Annotated in this window: 14 protein-coding genes; 7 read left to right on the plus strand and 7 right to left on the minus strand. The window is 59.4% G+C overall.

Features of this window, described 5'->3' with window-relative positions; all coding sequences use genetic code 11:
• The first annotated feature begins 2 nt into the window (after window positions 1-2).
• Complete coding sequence (locus N5D22_RS14220) at window positions 3-929, plus strand: ROK family protein (protein ID WP_279656693.1); 927 nt, start codon at window positions 3-5, stop codon at window positions 927-929.
• A 6-nt stretch (window positions 930-935) separates the two neighbouring features.
• Here N5D22_RS14220 and N5D22_RS14225 read toward each other — a convergent pair whose 3' ends face one another.
• Both N5D22_RS14225 and N5D22_RS14230 read right to left on the minus strand, forming a co-directional pair.
• On the minus strand, window positions 936-2,192 hold the full coding sequence (locus N5D22_RS14225; RefSeq protein ID WP_279656692.1) for an FAD-dependent oxidoreductase: 1,257 nt from the start codon (window positions 2,190-2,192) through the stop codon (window positions 936-938).
• A gap of 33 nt (window positions 2,193-2,225) precedes the next feature.
• On the minus strand, window positions 2,226-2,927 hold the full coding sequence (locus N5D22_RS14230) for a phosphatase PAP2 family protein (protein WP_279656691.1): 702 nt from the start codon (window positions 2,925-2,927) through the stop codon (window positions 2,226-2,228).
• Window positions 2,928-3,112: 185 nt separating this feature from the next.
• Between N5D22_RS14230 and dxr the strand changes: the two genes are divergently transcribed.
• Window positions 3,113-4,306 (plus strand): 1-deoxy-D-xylulose-5-phosphate reductoisomerase, encoded by a 1,194-nt coding sequence (dxr, locus tag N5D22_RS14235; RefSeq protein WP_279656690.1) that lies wholly within the window; start codon window positions 3,113-3,115, stop codon window positions 4,304-4,306.
• A gap of 24 nt (window positions 4,307-4,330) precedes the next feature.
• Here dxr and N5D22_RS14240 read toward each other — a convergent pair whose 3' ends face one another.
• Together N5D22_RS14240 and hemA are read right to left on the minus strand one after the other, a co-directional pair.
• Entirely contained in the window at window positions 4,331-4,816 is a 486-nt protein-coding gene (locus N5D22_RS14240; protein WP_279656689.1) for a hypothetical protein, read from the minus strand.
• Between the two features lie 61 nt (window positions 4,817-4,877).
• Window positions 4,878-6,095: a 5-aminolevulinate synthase gene (gene hemA / locus N5D22_RS14245; protein ID WP_078052391.1), complete on the minus strand. Its 1,218-nt coding sequence runs from the start codon at window positions 6,093-6,095 to the stop codon at window positions 4,878-4,880.
• A gap of 371 nt (window positions 6,096-6,466) precedes the next feature.
• On the opposite strand from hemA, the gene N5D22_RS14250 reads away from it, so the two are divergent.
• The 5 genes from N5D22_RS14250 (at window position 6,467) to N5D22_RS14270 (ending at window position 15,772) form a co-directional block, all read left to right on the plus strand.
• A complete protein-coding gene (locus tag N5D22_RS14250) occupies window positions 6,467-6,718 on the plus strand; it encodes a YMGG-like glycine zipper-containing protein (protein ID WP_003504940.1) in 252 nt (83 codons plus the stop codon).
• 175 nt (window positions 6,719-6,893) lie between these two features.
• On the plus strand, window positions 6,894-8,819 hold the full coding sequence (locus N5D22_RS14255; RefSeq protein ID WP_279656687.1) for an autotransporter assembly complex protein TamA: 1,926 nt from the start codon (window positions 6,894-6,896) through the stop codon (window positions 8,817-8,819).
• A gap of 45 nt (window positions 8,820-8,864) precedes the next feature.
• The gene (locus N5D22_RS14260; protein ID WP_279656686.1) at window positions 8,865-13,025 is read left to right on the plus strand and encodes a translocation/assembly module TamB; all 4,161 of its coding nucleotides are present in this window, start codon (window positions 8,865-8,867) and stop codon (window positions 13,023-13,025) included.
• 167 nt (window positions 13,026-13,192) lie between these two features.
• Window positions 13,193-13,669 carry a chemotaxis protein CheW gene (locus tag N5D22_RS14265; protein WP_003504949.1) on the plus strand — a complete coding sequence of 159 codons (477 nt, stop codon included), beginning with the start codon at window positions 13,193-13,195 and terminating at the stop codon, window positions 13,667-13,669.
• 330 nt (window positions 13,670-13,999) lie between these two features.
• Window positions 14,000-15,772 (plus strand): methyl-accepting chemotaxis protein, encoded by a 1,773-nt coding sequence (locus tag N5D22_RS14270; RefSeq protein ID WP_279656673.1) that lies wholly within the window; start codon window positions 14,000-14,002, stop codon window positions 15,770-15,772.
• Between the two features lie 34 nt (window positions 15,773-15,806).
• Here the strand turns inward: N5D22_RS14270 and fdhD are convergent, their stop codons facing one another.
• The 3 genes from fdhD to atpD all read right to left on the minus strand — a co-directional run bounded on the left by fdhD (window position 15,807) and on the right by atpD (window position 18,982).
• Window positions 15,807-16,535, minus strand: coding sequence for a formate dehydrogenase accessory sulfurtransferase FdhD (gene fdhD / locus N5D22_RS14275; protein WP_279656758.1), 729 nt, complete (start codon window positions 16,533-16,535; stop codon window positions 15,807-15,809).
• A gap of 451 nt (window positions 16,536-16,986) precedes the next feature.
• A complete protein-coding gene (locus N5D22_RS14280; RefSeq protein WP_279656672.1) occupies window positions 16,987-17,397 on the minus strand; it encodes a F0F1 ATP synthase subunit epsilon in 411 nt (136 codons plus the stop codon).
• Window positions 17,398-17,527: 130 nt separating this feature from the next.
• Window positions 17,528-18,982 carry a F0F1 ATP synthase subunit beta gene (atpD, locus tag N5D22_RS14285; protein ID WP_279656671.1) on the minus strand — a complete coding sequence of 485 codons (1,455 nt, stop codon included), beginning with the start codon at window positions 18,980-18,982 and terminating at the stop codon, window positions 17,528-17,530.
• Window positions 18,983-19,003 lie beyond the last annotated feature (21 nt).

Here is a 19,003-nt window from a genome sequence, read left to right on the forward strand (position 1 = left end):
TCATGATCGTTTGTTTCGATATTGGCGGAACGACCATCAAGGGCGCGATTGCCTATGCGCCCGACGATATCCGCCCCGTACCGCGCATACCAACGCCGAAAACGAGTTTCGAAGACTTCGCCGCCGGCCTCAAATCCGTCATCGACGGCAGCGGCGGCACCCCTGGCTGTGTCTCACTGTCGATTGCCGGCGTCATCGACCCCGACAATGGCAAGGCCACCGTCGCCAATATTCCGAGCATCCATGGCAGGGTATTGAAGGACGAACTGGAAAAAGCGCTGAACCTCCCCGTCATCGTGTCGAATGATGCGGATTGTTTCGTGATTGCAGAATCCGAAATCGGCTCCGGCCGAGGCCATCGCGTGGTCTTCGGCGTCATCCTCGGAACGGGTGTCGGCGGCGGACTGGTGATCGACGGCAAGCTCATCAACAGCGATGGCGGTTTTGCCGGCGAATGGGGACATGGGCCGGTCGCCGCAACATTGGCGGGCAATCCGCCCGTCTCGCTGCCGCGCTTCGAATGCGGTTGCGGCCTCACCGGCTGTGTCGACGCCATCGGCAGCGCCCGCGGCATGGAAAAACTGCACGCCCATCTTCATCGGCAGGAGATGAACAGCGAAGATATTATTGCGGCCTGGCAAGCGGGCGATACAAAGGCCGCCAGAACCATCGACATCCTCATCGATATTCTCGCCTCGCCTCTGGCGATGGTTATCAACGTCACCGGTGCAACGATCGTGCCGGTCGGCGGCGGGCTTTCCAATTCAAGGGCGCTTCTGGCTGCTCTGGACGAGGTGGTGAGGAGCCGCATTCTCAGACGCTTCGACCGCCCGCTGGTCGTGCCCGCCATCTGCCGCATCGAGCCGGGATTGATCGGTTCCGCCGTTATCGGACTGAAATATGAGAAAGAAGCCGCCGGCACCGCCTGAGCGGCTTCACATCGTCTCGATCTTTTCCCGTCGGAAACCCAGCCCCACCAGCCGGCCCGTCAGGTGAGAAAGAAGCGGAAACCGCATGATCGCCCGCACGAAAGCCGGCGGGCCTTTGGGCTTTTCCCTTTTCTCCGCCTGTCCGCTCTTGCGGCCGATACGCATCATCCGCTGCAGAAACTGTGTAGCCTTGGTCGGGAAGGATCGCCGCTTTTCGATTGCAGCGAGATCGTCTTCGCCAATGGTCCGGCCGGACACAAGCACCGGCACCAATATATTGGCTGCCGCAACCGCATCCTGAACGGCCAGATTGACGCCGACGCCGCCGACAGGCGACATGGCGTGGGCCGCATCGCCGATGCAGATCAGGCCGGGTTTCCACCAGCGCTTCAGCCGGTCGATACGAACGGTCAGGAGATGCACATCGTCCCAGCTCCCGAGTTCATCGAGCCTTTCCCGCGGGAAAGGGCAGATTTCCGCAACCCTGTCCCGGAAGGCCTCAAGCCCTTCGAGTTTTATGTCCGCGAAAAATCCCTTTCGCACCACATAACCGCATTGCCAGTAGTCACCTCGATCGATCATGACGAAACCCTGTCGCGAGCCGACATGACCCATGGTTTCTTTCGGATCGCCCGGCTGTTTCGAAAGGCGCATCCACAGCACCTCGGTCGGAACACCGAAGCGCTGGACTTCGAGCCCCGCCGCCTCGCGGACGATGGAGTTGCGCCCGTCCGCACCGACCACCAGATCGGCCTCGATCTCGATTTCGCCTTCCGCCGTAGTGACGGTGAGACCGCCGACACGCCCGTCGCGCTCGATCAGGTCGGTTACGGGCGCATTCATCAACAGCCGGAAATTCTCATATTGCCCCGCCTTTCCGACGATGAAATTGAGAAAATCCCATTGCGGCATGAAAGCGATGAAGCGGTGGCGGACCGGCAGGCGGGAGAAATCCGCAATCGTGATGCGCTCACCGTCGATAACCGCGTGCAGCTGTGGCGCGCGCGTATGCGGCAGGCTCAGGAATTCATCGATGAAACCGAGCTGTTCCATCAGCTCAAGCGTGGAGGGATGGATGGTATCGCCGCGAAAATCGCGAAGAAAATCCCCGTGTTTCTCAACGACGACCACATCGATACCGCTGCGGGCGAGCAGCAGGCCGAGCATCAAGCCGGCCGGCCCGCCGCCGGCCACGGCAACGGAAGTGCGGATGTGCTGAACGGCCCCGCCGTCCGTTTCATGCCGGGCTTTCGCGTCTTCCATCACCTTCCCCCGTTTTCATCCCGTTAAAGCTCTCTATCGTGCGTCCGCCGCCGGAAGATTTGCATTTTTCGGCTGCGGCCAGCCCTGTGCATCGAAACGAAACAGCATTTCGGACCGGGCGAAGATAAAGGCGAAGGCCATGGCCGTCCATATGCCCAGCAGCAGCCCGGCGGCGACATCGCTTGGATAATGCGCACCAACAATGACGCGTGAAACGCCGACAACAAGGGCAAGCAACAGAAATGCCCAGCGGAAGCGCGGCATCAGCATGGCGAAAACACCAAAAAAAGCTCCGGCGGCCGTCGAATGGCCGGAAGGGAAACTTTCATAGAGATTGTCACCGGTAAATGGGGTCAGGCTATAGGCGCCCATTTCCAGAAGCAGCTCCGGCCGCGCCCGCCCGATCAGGAATTTCAGCGTGTGCACGAGAATGCTCGCCGTCCCGATCGTCAGGAAGAAGTAAGCAAGAAGCCGCCATGCCGTTCTCAGGCGGCCGGCATAGGTCTGCGCCTGCAGGACCCGCGCACCGATATAGGCGAGGATTGCGAGCGCTCCTGTGGAATAAAGCATCCAGCGAAACGTTCCAAAGTCGGTAATGGCGCGGTTGAAGGAAACCACACCGCCTGGCAGAGCCTGTGCGCTTTCGGAAAGGCGCGGATCGAAAGGAATGAAGACCAGAACCAGCACAAGGCTCGCTACAAAAATCCATCCGCTGGAAACCAGGAAGCGTCGCATCAATATCCTTTCACTGTTTTCTTGCATATGGCTTTGCCCCGCACAAAAACAATAGCCCGGCTTTATCCTTGTTATGGCTGGTTTTCGCGAGTAGAGGCTAATGCGTGCCGACCGAAACTGTGTAGCGGTTTCGGGAAAGCGACGTGCACCAAAGCTGCGAACCGGAAACGACCGACGGACTGAACATGACGAATGCCAGTGAAATGCCACGCAAGCTGACGATATTGGGTTCGACGGGGTCGATCGGCACCAATACGCTGGATGTCGTCCGTCAGCTTGGCGGCCGCGACGGTTTCGAGATCATGGCATTGACCGGCGCAGGCAATATCGCGCTTCTGGCGGAACAGGCGCGTGAGTTCGGCGCGCGGTTCGCGGTCACGGCCGAAGACGACAAATACGAAGCGCTGAAATCCGCCCTTGCCGGCACCGGAATAAGGGTAGCTTCGGGCAAGTCGGGGCTTGAAGAAGCAGCCTCGATGGAAGCCGGCTGGGTGATGGCGGCGATTGCCGGAACGCCCGGCCTTGCCCCGACATTGACGGCCGCACGACGTGGCGCAGACATAGCGCTTGCCAACAAGGAATGCCTCGTTTCCGCGGGTGAGGTTTTTCTGCGCACGGTCAAACAGGGCGGCGGCAGGCTGATCCCGGTCGACAGCGAACATAGTGCGATCTTCCAGTGCCTGACGGGCGAACACAGGCAGGCCGTGGAACGTATCGTGCTCACGGCCTCCGGCGGCCCGTTCCGCACCTGGTCGCGTGACGAGATGGCCAATGTCACGGCGGATATCGCCCGCGCGCATCCCAACTGGTCCATGGGACTGAAGGTGTCGATCGGCAGCGCCTCGATGTTCAACAAGGGGCTGGAAATGATCGAAGCGAAATATCTCTTTGATCTCAGGCCCGACCAGGTGGAGGTGATCGTCCATCCGCAGTCGATCATCCATTCGATGGTGGGTTATACCGACGGCTCCTATATCGCCCAGCTCGGCTCTCCCGACATGCGCACCGCCATTTCTTATGCCCTCACCTATCCGCAACGCGGCAATCTGAGTGTCGAGCGGCTGGATTTCGCAAAACTGGCGCGGCTGGATTTCGAAGCGCCGGATGAAGCCCGTTTCCCGGCGATCCGTCTGGCCCGCACGGCGCTGGAGCGCGGCGGTTTGCAGGGCGCCGCCCTGAACGCCGCCGAAGAGACCGCCTTTCACGCTTTCGTTGCGGGCAATATCGGTTTTCTCGATATGGCCGAGATCGTCGAAACGGTCATGGACCGCATGCATGACGGTCGCTCCGCAGCCACGATTGAAGACGTTTTCGCAGCGGATGAGGAGGCCCGAGATCATGCGATGGAGATAGTCGCCGACATCGGAAAAGCGGCTTAAACGGCATCGCCACAGAGGTGCGGTCTATTCCGATACCATCCAGTAAGATACGACGCGGATTTTGTCTGGGCTGTTCCAGTGGATCGACAGCTGGAAATCCGGAAAAATCCAACGGTGAATATCGTATCGTCCGATCCGGTTCGGCTCACCCAGCTTGGCGATTGCATCGGCTGTGGTGTCTGAGAAACGAAGGTCTCTCCACAAAGGCCCGCCATAGGTTTCGACACCTTTCTCATAACCCCAGCAAGCACAACTGGTCAGCAGGTTGGGACCCTCACCAACGGAATGGCCATCGTTTTCATTCACCAGACCCTGATCTTTGAAATGAAAGTCCACGCCGAACGCTGTCGCGCTGAGATCAAATATCGCCAGATCCCTGTCGAGTTTGACGGCTTTCGACCAACTCAGACCAAAAGGCGCCACAACCTTCGTGACGGCTTCGCTGTCGAACGGATTGGCGAGCGCGGCTATGAAATCTTCCGGTTTGGGATACTGGACTGGCCTCTGCATCTCACCCCGCTATCCGAGCTCGCTTCTCTTCATCTTTACATTCAGAAAACTCCGGCGAACCTCACGCCACCGCCCGCGCCAGCGCACAATGCGACCAGAGCTGGTGCAGAGCGCCAACCAGATGCTCGATATCGGCATCACTATGCAGCGGTGTCGGCGTAATGCGCAGGCGCTCGGTCTTGCGCGGCACGGTCGGATAATTGATCGGCTGCACATAGACCCCGTGACTATCGAGCAGGATATCCGAAATCCATTTGCACTTGGCGGCATCGCCCACCATGACAGGCACGATGTGGCTTGGGTTGTCCATGTGCGGAATACCGCGCGCATCGAGAAGGCCGCGTAGCTTGCGCACCCGGTCCTGATGGCGGGCGCGCTCGAAGGGGCTTGCCTTCAGATGCTGGATCGACGCAATCGCGCCGGCGGCAAGCGACGGCGGCAAGGCCGTCGTGAAGATGAAGCCGGAAGCGAAGGAGCGGATGAAGTCGCAGACCGCTGTAGAACCGGTAATATAACCGCCCATGACGCCGAAGGCCTTGCCGAGCGTTCCCTCAATGATCGTCAGGCGATCCATCAGGCCTTCGCGCTCGGCGATGCCGCCGCCGCGCGGTCCGTACATGCCGACGGCGTGGACTTCGTCGAGATAGGTCATCGCGCCATAACGGTCGGCCAGATCGCAGATTTCCTTGATCGGCGCGATATCGCCATCCATCGAATAGACGGATTCGAAGGCGATCAGCTTCGGCGCATTCGGATCCGCCGCCTTCAGCTTTGCCTCGAGGTCTTCGAGATCGTTGTGCTTCCAGATCACCCGCTCGCAACGGCCGTAACGGATGCCTTCGATCATCGATGCATGGTTGAGCGCATCCGAGAAAATGATCAGGCCCGGAATTTTCTGACCGAGCGTACCGAGGGTGGCCCAGTTGGAAACATAACCCGAGGTGAAAATCAGCGCCGATTCCTTGCCGTGGAGGTCGGCAAGTTCGCGCTCGAGCAGGACGTGGTAGTGGTTGGTGCCAGAAATATTCCGGGTGCCTCCCGCACCCGCGCCACAGTGATCGATGGCGGCTTTCATGGCTTCGATGACTTTCGGGTTCTGGCCCATGCCGAGATAGTCGTTGGAACACCAAACCGTGACATCCTTACGCTCGCCATTGGCGTTATACCGTGTCGCGCGGGGGAAATTACCCTGCTGGCGTTCGATATCCGCAAAAACGCGATAACGTCCCTCAGAATGCAGGCTTTGCAGTTCTGTCGTGAAAAATGCCTCGAAGTCCATGCCATGCTCCAGAATTGACCAGATCGTTTTCTGCCCCGACACCGGGGCCGTCAACCCATGCAGGTCACTTTAACTGCCTCTGCGTCAATTCGCCGTTGTTTTGAACCATTCCAATAAACCGTTTATAGAAGCCGATGAAAAGTACAAAATTGATTCACATCAAAAAACCGCGAAATCTGGAACCTTTTTCGCACGGCCCCGTTGTTTGGGACGCAATCGATCTGCGCTCGGGAGGAATGCCTGAAGAGGAGGCTTCCCTAAACGGCATCGAATTGTTAGTTATCTGTGGCGGTCGGAGGTAGCAGTCGCCGCAGATAAATATGGGACGCCTACCGAGCCGAAGAGCTCATTGTAACGTTGGAGAGAGTTTCATGAAAAAGGCAATCATATTTGCGCTCGTCGGCCTGTCGCTTGCAAGCTGCACGCAGACTGAGAAGGGTGCGTCGATCGGCGCCGTTTCCGGTGCTGTTATTGGCGGAGCCATCACGGGCAACGTTCGTGGCGCGGCAGTCGGCGCAGCAATCGGCGGTGTAGGCGGCGCCCTGATCGGCAATGCTTCTGAGCCGGGTTATTGCTATTATCGCGACCAGTACGGTCAGCGTTACACGGCACGTTGCCGCTAATCTCGTCACGAGATACCGTTGCACAGAAGCCCCGGTCACCCGGGGCTTTTTGCGTTGTGGCGGGCAAAAGACAGGAAGAAGGGTCCTCAAAGCCGTTTATTTATGATTAAATTGCAATGTTAACGGACAGGAAACGGGTTAGGGCGACAATAAAGGCTCAACCATAAAGCAGCTTATGCGAAGAACACGAACTAACCCGAAGACAGGTATTGCGTATCGGAAGGCTGGCACCGCACTTGCGGTTGCTTTCACGTTCGCTTTGTATCCGGCGTTTACGCGTGACGCCTTCGCCTTCAAACTGTTCGGCATGCGGCTGTGGGGTTCGGAGGAACCTGAAGTCGAAGTTATCAATCCGGTAAAATACGCCGTTACGCTGAATGCTGCCGACGCTGACAAATCCCTGAAAGAAAGCCTCGAAAACAGCTCGCTTCTCCTGGCCGACAAGGACAAGCCCGCCTCCGGCGATCTCGGCCTTCTGATAAAGGCAAGAGACGACAGGGACAGGCTGATTGCAGCCCTTTATGAAAACGCCCGTTATGGCGGCATCGTCAACGTTACGGTGGCCGGGAAAAACGTCGACGAGCTGCCGCCCAATCCGGTTTTCGATCACAGCGTGCCGGTACCCGTGGTCATAACGGTGACGCCCGGTCCGAAGTTCACGCTTGGCAACGTCCGGCTCGAAGGCGATGTGACCGGTCGCAACCTCGAAGAATATGGCCTGATCAGCGGCGGCGATGCCGGCTCTCTGGCGATCATCCGCGCCGGCAACAAGCTGATCGACGATCTGAAGGCCGAAGGCCGGCCGCTTGCGAAGCTGACAAAGCGCGAGGCGGTAGCAAACCACGCGACCAGCACGGTTGACATTACCATGGCGGCTGAAGGCGGTCCCGTCGCCCCGCTCGGCACGGTCACCGTTTCAGGCGAAAAAACCGTCGATGGCGATTTCATACGCCGTTATTCACGCCTCAATGGCGGTGAGCCCTATTCGCCGGAAAAGCTGCGCAAGGCCGCCGACAGGCTGCGCCAGCTGGGCGTCTTTTCCAGCCTGACCATCAAGGAGGCGGGAACGCTCGCCCGCGACGGCACCATTCCGCTCACCATCGAGGTGTCTGAAGGCAAGCACCGCTATTTCGGTGTCGGCGCGCAATATTCCACCACGGAAGGCATTGGCCTCCAGGGTTACTGGGGTCACCGCAACCTGTTCGGACAGGCGGAATCGCTGCGTATCGAAGGCTCGGTCTCGCGCATCGCCGAAGCATCGAGCGTCGAAGGCATGGATTATTCGGCGGGCATCACTTTCACCAAACCCGGTATGTTCAATCCACGCACGACCTTCAAGACCAGCCTGATCGCCAAGACCGAACATCCCGATACCTATGAGGCAAAGACGCTGACGGGCACGGCCGGTTTTGCCTATGAACTCAACGATACCGACACCGCCGCGGCCGGTCTCGAGGTGCAATGGGCCGATACCGAAGACGCCTTCGGCAAGAACGAATATCTGACCACCTCCATACCGCTGGAATTCATTCGTGATACCCGCGACGACAAGCTCAATCCCACTGAAGGCTTTCGCGCCGCGGTGGCCGCCAAGCCGAGCTATGAAGCACTGAACGGCACCTTCTTTTCCTCCTTCGAAGGTTCCATTTCGGGCTACAAGGGACTTGGCGCCGAGGACCGGCTGATCATGGCCGGAAAACTTTCCGGCGGCGTGCTGGTCGGCGGCAGCGATCTGCAGGACATACCCACCACCAGGCGTTTTTATGCCGGCGGCGGCGGATCGGTGCGCGGCTACAGCTACCAGGAAATATCGCCCTATAATGCCGCCGGCGACGCGACGGGCGGCCGCTCCTATGTCGTCGGCTCCATCGAAGCCCGCATCAAGGTTACCGATACGATCGGCATCGTGCCCTTCATCGATGCGGGCGTGGTTTCGGAAGACGTGACACCCGATTTTTCCGATATCCGGGCTGGCGCCGGTATCGGTCTGCGTTACGCGACACCCTTCGGGCCTCTGCGTCTCGATGTCGCCATGCCGCTTGATAAATATGACGGCGGTAACAGTTTCGGCATTTATGCTGGCATCGGCCAGTCTTTTTAAACGCCGCGGTCGAACACCCTTGCAACAGAGTGTAGATTACCCTTTATGAAAACGTTGATTCGATTGCTGAAATGGCTGGGTTACGTCGCTTTGTGCGGCGTGGCGCTGGTGTTGCTTGCGGTTCTGTTCGTCGGTTTTACGCCGATGGGCGCAAGAATTGCCGCAAAGCAGATTTCATCGCTCGTTTCCACGCCCGATCAGATAATCGAGATTTCTCCACCGAGCGGCCTTTTGACCGGGCGCCTGCGGCTCGACAATGTCACCCTCTCGGACAGGCAGGGACCCTATGCCCGCGTGAACCAGATCGCGGTGGACTGGTCGCCGCTTTCGCTGCTTGCCGGCACCTTCCATGCCGATCGGGTCTCGGCCGGGTCGATCGATGTCGAACGCAAGCCGCTTGCGCCCGAGCAAACGACAGCCAAGAGTTCCGGTAGTTCCTCGCTGCCGATCGAAATCGCCATCGACAATTTCCGCTTTCCCGATATCAGCCTCGGGCAATCGCTTCTCGGTCGTCCTTTCGACCTGACCGCCGAAGGCAATCTCAAGGCCGCTCAGGACGATATGCGGCTGTCTCTCACCGCTCACCGATTGAATGCGCCGGATGCGGAGGTCAATGCCGACGTCGCTTTCCTTCCGAATGAGAATGTTCTGAAGCTGAAAGCGGAAATGAAGGAGCCCGAGGGCGGTCTTCTCGCCACGCTGCTGTCGCTTCCCGGCACACCTGCCGTGGCGATAGACCTCAATGGCGAAGGCCCTCTTTCCAACTGGACGGGCACGCTGCGTGGCAATGTCGCCGGCAACCCTGTCGTCAACGTCACCGGCCGCCACCTACTCGGCGAAGACGGAACGCGCCGTATCGAAATCACAGGCGGTGGCCAGCCCGACCTGCTTCTGCCTCCCGCCTTCCGCCAGCTTTTTGCCGGTGAGACAAAGCTCGATGCAAACGCCACGCTCTCACCGCAGGGCCGCATCGAAATCGGCAGCAGCACGCTGGAGACAGGTACATTGCTGCTGACGGCATCCGGCACCGTCGATCCGAACGGCCAGAACGATCTCGCCGCCAATCTCATCGGCACGGCCGGGCCCGTGGATTTTCGCTGGCCGCTGAGCAATGGCGAAGTTCAGGCCCTCATCAACGGCCTCGATCTCTCCCTGAAGGGCGGTGCGGATGCCGCGCATCTCAACACCACTGTGTCCCTGCGCAGCCTTTCCCTGCCGCAGGGCAGGCTTGACGATTTTAAACTGACCGCCGAAAGCGCCGATCTTAATATTGCGGACCGCAGCGGCACGATCGCCACCGTTCTCGCGGTGGCCCAATCCTCCTTCGTCAGCCCGGATATCGACCGGTTGGTGCGTGCGCCGCTCACCATCAAGGCGCCGCTCAGCCTCACCTCTTCCGCCATCGGTTTTGACGGCGCGACGCTGGAAAGCGCAAGCGTCGGCGGAACGCTGAACGGCAGTTTCAATCTCGCCGACAGCCGCCTGACATCGAGTGTGCAGCTCTTTGCGCTGCCCGCCACTCTTCCGCCGGCGCTCGCGGAAAAATTCGATACCACCATTGCCCTACAGGGCGATATCGACCTGACCATCGGCGGGCGCACCGGCGTTGAGAACCTCGTCGTGAAATCCGGAACGATCGAGGCGGCAGGCAGTGTCAGTCTCGAAAACGACGCACTGAATGCCAGCCTGACGGGCAAGTTCCCGGCTCTCGAAAAGCTGACGCCGCAGGCGAAAGGTGTTGCAGATTTTGCAATCGAAGCCAGCGGCGCGCTCACCGCGCCTGATTTCAACGTCACCCTGAGTTCCGAAAGCGCGACCCTTGCCGGACGAGCGCTTGAAGCACTGAAGGTCAACGCGTCAGGCAAGGCCGACCCGGCCGCACCACAGGCAAAGCTGACAGCCAGCGGCAGCCTCGACAGGCAGAAGATCGACGCCAACGCCAATGTGGTTCAGACCGAAAACGGCACGGCGATACCCGAACTTCATGTTGCGGTGGGCCGCAATATCTTGAACGGTCAACTGCAATTCTCGCAGCAATTCCTTCCGAGCGGCACTCTTTCCTTCAACTTCCCCGATCTCGCCCTGCTGGCCGCGCTTGCAGCGCAGCAGGCAGATGGCGATATTGCCGGCGATATCGCGCTGAGCAACGCCAATGGCCGGATCGCCGCGACGATAAAGGCGAATGGCGGCAGCATCCGTCAGGGCACAACAACGATCTCCAAGCTCGCCGCCGATATTTCCATCGATGATCTTCAGGCGCTCGCCATCAATGGCAAGGTCAGCGCCGACAGCGTCAATGCCGGCGCCGCTGCGATATCAGGCCTGAACGCCACCATCGGCCATTCCGGTACCACGACTGCGTTCGACGTCAACGGCCGTTATGACAACGCGCCGCTGGTGGTGAAGGGCAGCGCCGAAACAGGCGGATCGCCGATGACGGTGCGGGTCGAGGCTTTTTCCGCCGCCCCCAAGGGCATTGCGGTGCGGCTTGAAAAACCAAGCACCATCGCCATCCAGAACGGCGCGGCCCGCATCTCCGATCTGACAATCGTCACGGGCGACGGGCGTGTGGAGGTCAACGGCACCGCCGGGTCGACACTCGACATCAGGGCCGATATCCGTTCGCTCCCCGCCAGTCTTGCAAACGCCTTCGCCGCCGGGCTGGATGCCGCCGGCAACATCTCCGGCACGGTCAGTGCCAAGGGTGCGGCATCCGACCCCTCTGTCGATTACAATCTGAACTGGGTTAACGCTGAGGTCGCGCAGACACGCGCCGCGGGGCTCGCCGCGCTCGGCATCAAGGCGAACGGCCGTTTTGCTGGCGGTAACCTGCAGATCGACACTGATGTGACCGGCCAGGGCGGCATGTCGCTTTCCGGCGGCGGTACGCTCGGCATCGCCGGCAATCGCCCGCTTTCCATGGCTTTTTCCGGCAGGTTGCCCTTCTCCGCCGTTGCAGCGCAAACCGCAGCGCAGGGGCTCGATGTGGACGGCACCGCGGCCATCGATGTGAAAATATCCGGCAGCGCTTCCGCGCCCGCCGTAACCGGCAGCATCACCACCGATGGCACGCGCCTGACGGATGTGCGCCGAAACCTGACGATCAATGGCCTGGGCGCAACAATCACCTTCGACCGTGATCGCGCCGTCATTTCCCGATTGAACGGGAAGCTCGCCGGTGGCGGAACGATTTCCGGAACCGGCAGCGTCGGTATTGCCGGCGGCTCGGGTTTCCCCGCCGATATATCGATCACGCTGGATCGCGCCGGTTACAATGACGGCACGCTGGTGACGACGGTGGTGAGCGGTACGCTGACGCTGAAAGGCCCGCTGCTGAATTCCCCGATACTGGGCGGCAATCTGACGCTGGACAGAAGCGCCATCACCATTCCCGAAAAACTCCCGGCTTCGCTGACGGAAATCGACGTCAAGCACAAGAACGCCCCGCCGAAGGTCCGAGCCCAGGCCAAGGCCCTCGGCGGCGATCAGGGCGGCAGCGGCAGTTCGTCCACCATCAACCTCGATCTGCAGGTGAATGCCCCGAGCGGCATCTTCGTACGCGGACGCGGCATCGATGCGGAACTCACGGGCAATCTGACGATCCGCGGCACGGCGGCCGTTCCAGTCATTTCCGGCGGCTTTGAAATGCGTCGCGGCAGGCTTGAAATCCTCACCCGCCGCCTCGATTTCACCACCGGCAATATCAGTTTCGGCGGCGGCCTCGTCCCGGTTCTCGACATGAAGGCGGACTCGACGGTCGGCTCGACGACCATCACCGTGTCCGTTTCCGGCAATGCCAACGATCCGACCTTTGCTTTCTCCTCGGCGCCCGCCCTGCCGCAGGATGAGGTGATGGCGCAGCTGATCTTTGGCCAGTCCATGTCGAAACTCTCGGCTCTGCAGATCGCAAGGCTGGCCGATGCCGCCGCCCAGCTGGCCGGCGGGCGCTCCACCTCGCTGTTCGACAAGCTCAGAAGCAATCTCGGTGTCGACGATCTCGATATTTCGACCGATTCCGAAGGACAGGCCCGCGTTTCCGCCGGCAAATATCTCAACGAAAGAACCTATCTCGAGCTGCAGCAAAGCGGCGAGTCCGGCGCAAAGGCGATCATCAACCTCGATGTCGGGCGTGGTGTGAAGCTGCGCGGTGAGGCGGGCGGCGATGGTGAAGGCGCAGCCGGTATATTTTACGAGAAGGAATATTGAGGCGGTTCACATTTAGGTTTGCGAAACCATCTCATGCTACGAATCTTCCATTGAAGACGGAAATATTGTTTCCGGCTGTTCAGGCACCAGGCAGAACGCCAAATCCGCATATGCAAGTGTCGGTGCACTTGCGCCGGCCTCCACAGCGAGCATTGGGAAGAATTCTGATGGCAATGATTAACTCTACCAATTTTGGCGGTGAGACGCTCGAAATCATCGCGTTCCGCCTGCATGATCAGGAATTCTGCGTGAAGACGACGACCATCCGCGAAATTCGCGGCTGGGCGCCCTCCACGCCCATTCCCCACGCGCCGAAAGACGTCATTGGCGTCATGAACCTGCGCGGCTCGGTCATTCCGATCATCGATCTGGCCCACAAGCTCGGCATGAAGAGCACCGTCGCCAATGAGAGAAGCGCCATTGTGGTGGCGGAAGTGCACAATATGGTCATCGGCATGCTGGTCGACCGGGTTTCCGACATTCTGACTATCCCCGCAAACCAGGTTCAGCCGGTTCCGGAAATCTCGGCCTCGTTCGACAAGTCCTATTCGGAAGGCATCATTGCCAACGAACACGGCATGATCTGCTTCCTGAACCTTGCGAAGATGTTCAAGGGAACCGAAGCGGAAGACCTCGCCGCTTGATCAGGCCTTTTCGGCTGGCCTAGCCACCGCAAGGCCACCGGTTAATTCAGACCGCCGGAGCACCCGCCCGGCGGTTTTGTTTTTCCTTTTCATCTGTTTTATTAAATAAGAACATTTTTAATATTATAGATGTCTAATATTAATAGCCGTAGATCAGTAGCGCGCCAGCACAATCATCACGCGGGCAGATACCTGACCAAGGGCCGAGAGACAGAAGTGCCTGCATTGCCGCCTTCAGCGGCAAACCTGTTCGTTGTTCAACATGATACGACGTGGACCGCATCTCCTGTGCGGCTCACCGCGCCGTCGGCTGATTTTGGGGGACGTCTAATGCTGGGGTTAGGGAAAAGCGCAGATAACAGGAACTTGCTCGATGCGATATCCAGATCGCAGGCAGTCATAGAATTCGATCTTAAAGGCAATATTCTCACCGCGAATAAAAATTTCTGCGCGGCGCTGGGTTATGATCTCACCGAGATCGTCGGCAAACATCATCGCATCTTCTGCGACAGCGAGCTTATCGCGTCGCGGGCCTATCAGGATTTCTGGGATTCTCTTGCCCGCGGTGAATTTCAGGCGAAGGAATATCGCCGCATCCGCAAGGACGGCTCGGTCATCTGGATCGAGGCCTCCTACAACCCGGTTTTCCGTTCGGGCAAGCCCTATAAGGTGGTCAAGATTGCCACCGACATCACCGCCAAGAAAATCAAGGCCGTGGATGATGCAGGCAAGCTGGAAGCGCTCTCCCGCTCGCAGGCCACCATCGAATTTTTTCCCGACGGCACCATCATCACCGCCAATCCGAATTTCTGCGCCACCGTGAATTACGACCTCAAGGAAATCGAGGGCAGGCACCATCGCATGTTCTGCGATCCCACCTATGCCGCCTCGTCTGCCTATGGCAATTTCTGGCAGCGGCTGGCGGCCGGGGAATTCATCTCGGATGAATTTGTCCGCTACGGAAAGAACGGCAAGGAAATATGGATCCAGGCCGCCTATAATCCAGTACTGGATGACACGGGAAAAGTGGTCAAAGTGGTGAAATTCGCCACGGATGTGACACCGCGCATGAGCGCCATCACCGTGCTTGCCGAAGCCCTGCAGGCACTGGCCGAAGGCGATCTCGTACAGCGCCTCGACAACAGCTTCGTGCCCAGCATGGAAAAGCTGCGGGCGGATTTCAATGAGGTCGTCAGCAAGCTGCAGGCCACCATGCAGACCATCGCCCACAATGCCTCGACGATTGCCTCCGGCTCCGGCGAGATCCGCATCGCCGCCGATCAGCTCTCGCAACGCACCGAACAACAGGCGGCCTCGCTGGAGGAAACCGCAGCCGCCCTGGAGGAAATCACCACCACCGTCTCCGACGCCAGCCAGCGCGCCGGCGAGGCCGGCAAGCTGGTGCTGCGGACAAGAGAACATGCCGAGCACTCCGGTGACATCGTTCAGCAGGCGATCTCCGCCATGGACGCGATTTCGCGCTCCTCCGGCGAGATCACCAACATTATTGGCGTTATTGACGACATCGCGTTCCAGACCAATCTTCTGGCCTTGAATGCGGGCGTTGAAGCCGCCCGCGCCGGTGAAGCCGGCAAGGGTTTTGCGGTGGTGGCGCAGGAAGTACGCGAACTGGCGCAACGATCCGCCGTGGCTGCGAAGGAAATCAAATCCCTGATCAATACCTCCCGCGAGCAGGTCGCCAATGGTGTCGATCTTGTTGGCAGGACCGGCGAGGCCTTGCGGGATATCCAGTCGCAGATGGGTGAAATCGACACCAATGTCTCGGCGATCGTCGAGGCCTCACGCGAACAGGCCAATGGCCTCCGAGAAATCAATCAGGCCGTCAACGTCATGGACCAGGCGACCCAGAAGAACGCCGCCATGGTGGAGGAAACCACTGCCGCAAGCCACGGCCTGGCCAGTGAGGCGGAAAATCTGCACGAATTGCTGCGGCAGTTCAGAATATCGCATGAGGCATCGGCATCACCCGCCCGCCTGGCCGACAAAAAACCAGCCGCCGTCACCAGACTGCCTGCCCCGCAGCCACGATATGCCGTGCCAATATCCCATGGGAACGCGGCAGCCGAATGGGCCGAATTTTAGAAACCAGAGGCCACCGAATGAGGCGGCCTCTGGGTTATAGAATGATACGATCCGCGCGGGTGAAGATTTCGAAGTCTTCACCCCGTACCAGCGCCACAAGCGTGATGCCCGCCCTCTCGGCCGTTTCGATGGCAAGTGCGGTGGGTGCTGAAATTGCCGCCAGAATGGGGCTGCCGAGAATGGCCGTCTTCTGCACCATCTCCACCGACAGCCGACTGGTAACAGCCACGATGCCCTCCCCGGTCGCCAAGCCGGCATTCATGACCGCACCTGCGAGCTTGTCGAGTGCATTGTGCCGGCCGACATCTTCACGCACTGCCAACAACCCCTCTTTCACATTATAAAAGCCCGCACCGTGAACGGCCCTGGTTTCACGGTTGAGGCTTTGAGCATCGTTCAGCGCCCTGATTGCAGCAACGATATCATGGCCGCCAACGCTGTTTCTGATGTCGCTCAGATCCGGAACCACGCGAACGGCCTGTTCTATGGATTCGATGCCACAAAGACCGCAGCCCACCGGCCCTGCCATATGCCGCCGTCTTGCCCGCAGGGCATCGGCATTGGCGTCCTGTAAATCCACCTGGACATCATAACCCTGTCCGGCCTCAACCACCTCGATGGAATGGACTTCCGCCCGCGTGGAGATGATCCCCTCCGTGAGGCTGAAACCGACGGCGAAATCGACAAGATCCGCCGGGCTGGCCATCATCACGGCATGCGTGCTGCCACCGTAAGAAAAGGCGACCGGCACCTCCTCAGGCACAGCACGCTCACCGCTGCTGACAACCCCTTCCCGCAGAGCGGTTCTTGCGACCCTTCGGTAACTTGCCTTTGCCGATGCCGACACGCCGATTACTCCTCCGTCACGAAACTTTATCCAATACCGCTCACGATACAGAAGCGACATCTCTTCCCGGCATCACATCTAACCTATAGCCCTGAAAATCGGAATCGGTTTCCCGCGCCGCCGGTCGATTGGGAACCGCAGGAGGCGCGGCATTATTCAGCGTTCCCCCATTTCTCGCACGTAAATCAGTCGCGCAATTCTGCCAGCGACATTCTACAGCCTCGTGCAGACTTGACTGAACAGCGCGCGCAGAGAGCCATGTCACGCCTGACGGGCTGGAGGCCGAAAACAAAAAAGCGACCGAAACGGCCGCTTTCTGCTTTAAGTTTTTTGTGGGCAGTCATTCTTTCGAACCCGCCCGGTGCTTTCAAGCAGCGACGAGAACCTCATGCAGGTTCGTCAGTTCGTAAAGGTGCTTTTCAAGCTTGGTCAGATGCTCGTGATGATGATTGCCTTCTTCGATCTCGGCCTTGGCCGCGGCGATACGCTTTTGCAGCGTGTCGGGAGACATATCATCGGCAGAAACAGCCGATTCAGCGAGAAGCGTGCAGCCGGTCGGCAGAATATCGGCAAAACCGCCGAAGACGACATATTTATGCGTCTCGCCGGAAGCGAACTTCACCGTTACCAGGCCCGGCTTGATGGTGGTCATCGTCGGCGCGTGATTGGCCAGAACGGTCATTTCACCCAGCGTAGCCGGGATGACGACTTCCGTAACCGTTTCGGAAACGAGCAGACGCTCCGGGGAAACGAGATCGAATTTGAAACTGTCAGCCATGGCTATTCACTTCTTTTCAATTACGCGGGCGTCACGGACTTGTCTTTTACAACGCAGGCAAAGCCGTTCCGGTTTCGCCACCATTGTCGGCGAGGCGCGCGGCTAGAACCACGCGCCTGCCAATTCATGATCAGGCAGCCTCGGCAGCCAGCTTCTTCGCCTTTTCGATGGCTTCTTCCATCGAACCGACCATGTAGAAAGCAGCTTCCGGCAGGCTGTCGTATTCGCCGTTGACGAGGCCCTTGAAGCCCTTGATCGTGTCTTCGAGAGCGACGAGCTTGCCCGGAGAACCGGTGAAGACTTCGGCAACGAAGAACGGCTGCGACAGGAAGCGCTCGATCTTGCGGGCGCGGGCAACCGTCAGCTTGTCTTCTTCCGACAGTTCGTCCATGCCGAGGATGGCGATGATGTCCTGGAGAGCCTTGTAGCGCTGCAGGGTCGACTGAACCTTACGGGCCACTTCATAGTGCTCTTCGCCGACGATCATCGGATCAAGCATACGCGAGGTGGAGTCGAGCGGGTCAACAGCCGGGTAAATACCCTTTTCGGCGATCGAACGCGACAGAACCGTCGTTGCGTCCAAGTGGGCGAACGAAGTGGCCGGCGCGGGGTCGGTCAAGTCGTCGGCGGGAACGTAAATCGCCTGAACCGAGGTGATAGAACCCTTGGTCGTGGTGGTGATACGTTCCTGCATCTGGCCCATGTCGGTTGCCAGCGTCGGCTGGTAGCCCACGGCCGAAGGAATACGGCCGAGCAGAGCCGACACTTCCGAACCAGCCTGCGTGAAGCGGAAGATGTTGTCCACGAAGAACAGAACGTCCTGGCCTTCGTCGCGGAAGTTTTCAGCGATCGTCAGACCGGTCAGAGCGACGCGGGCGCGGGCGCCCGGCGGTTCGTTCATCTGGCCGTAAACCAGCGCAGCCTTGGAGCCTTCACCGCCGCCAAGCTTGTTGACGTTCGACTCAATCATTTCGTGATAGAGGTCGTTGCCTTCGCGGGTACGCTCACCAACGCCGGCGAATACCGAGTAACCGCCGTGTGCCTTGGCGACGTTGTTGATGAGTTCCATGATGAGAACGGTCTTGCCAACGCCGGCGCCGCCGAACAGGCCGATCTTGCCGCCCTTGGCGTAAGGTGCGAGAAGGTCGACGACCTTGATGCCGGTGACGAGGATCTGCGCTTCCGTCGACTGTTCGACATAGGCAGGTGCGTCCTGGTGGATGGCGCGCTTCTTGGCCGTTACGATCGGACCGGCTTCGTCAACCGGCTCGCCGATGACGTTCATGATGCGGCCGAGCGTTTCTGGACCGACCGGAACCTCGATCGGAGCGCCCGTGTTGACGACGGCCTGACCGCGAACCAGACCTTCGGTCGAGTCCATGGCGATCGTACGGACGACGTTTTCACCGAGATGCTGCGCGACTTCCAGAACGAGGCGGTTGCCGTTGTTCTCGGTTTCGAGCGCGTTCAGGATCGGAGGCAGTTCGCCTTCGAACGCCACGTCGACAACAGCGCCGATAACCTGGGTAACCTTGCCCGCGCCGTTCACCGCTGCGGTTTTCTTGGGGGTAGCTGCCTTAGCCATTATCCTTACCCTCTTTCCTTA

The sequence above is a fragment of the Agrobacterium sp. GD03872 genome (assembly GCF_029840625.1).
GTDB lineage: Bacteria > Pseudomonadota > Alphaproteobacteria > Rhizobiales > Rhizobiaceae > Agrobacterium > Agrobacterium fabrum_A.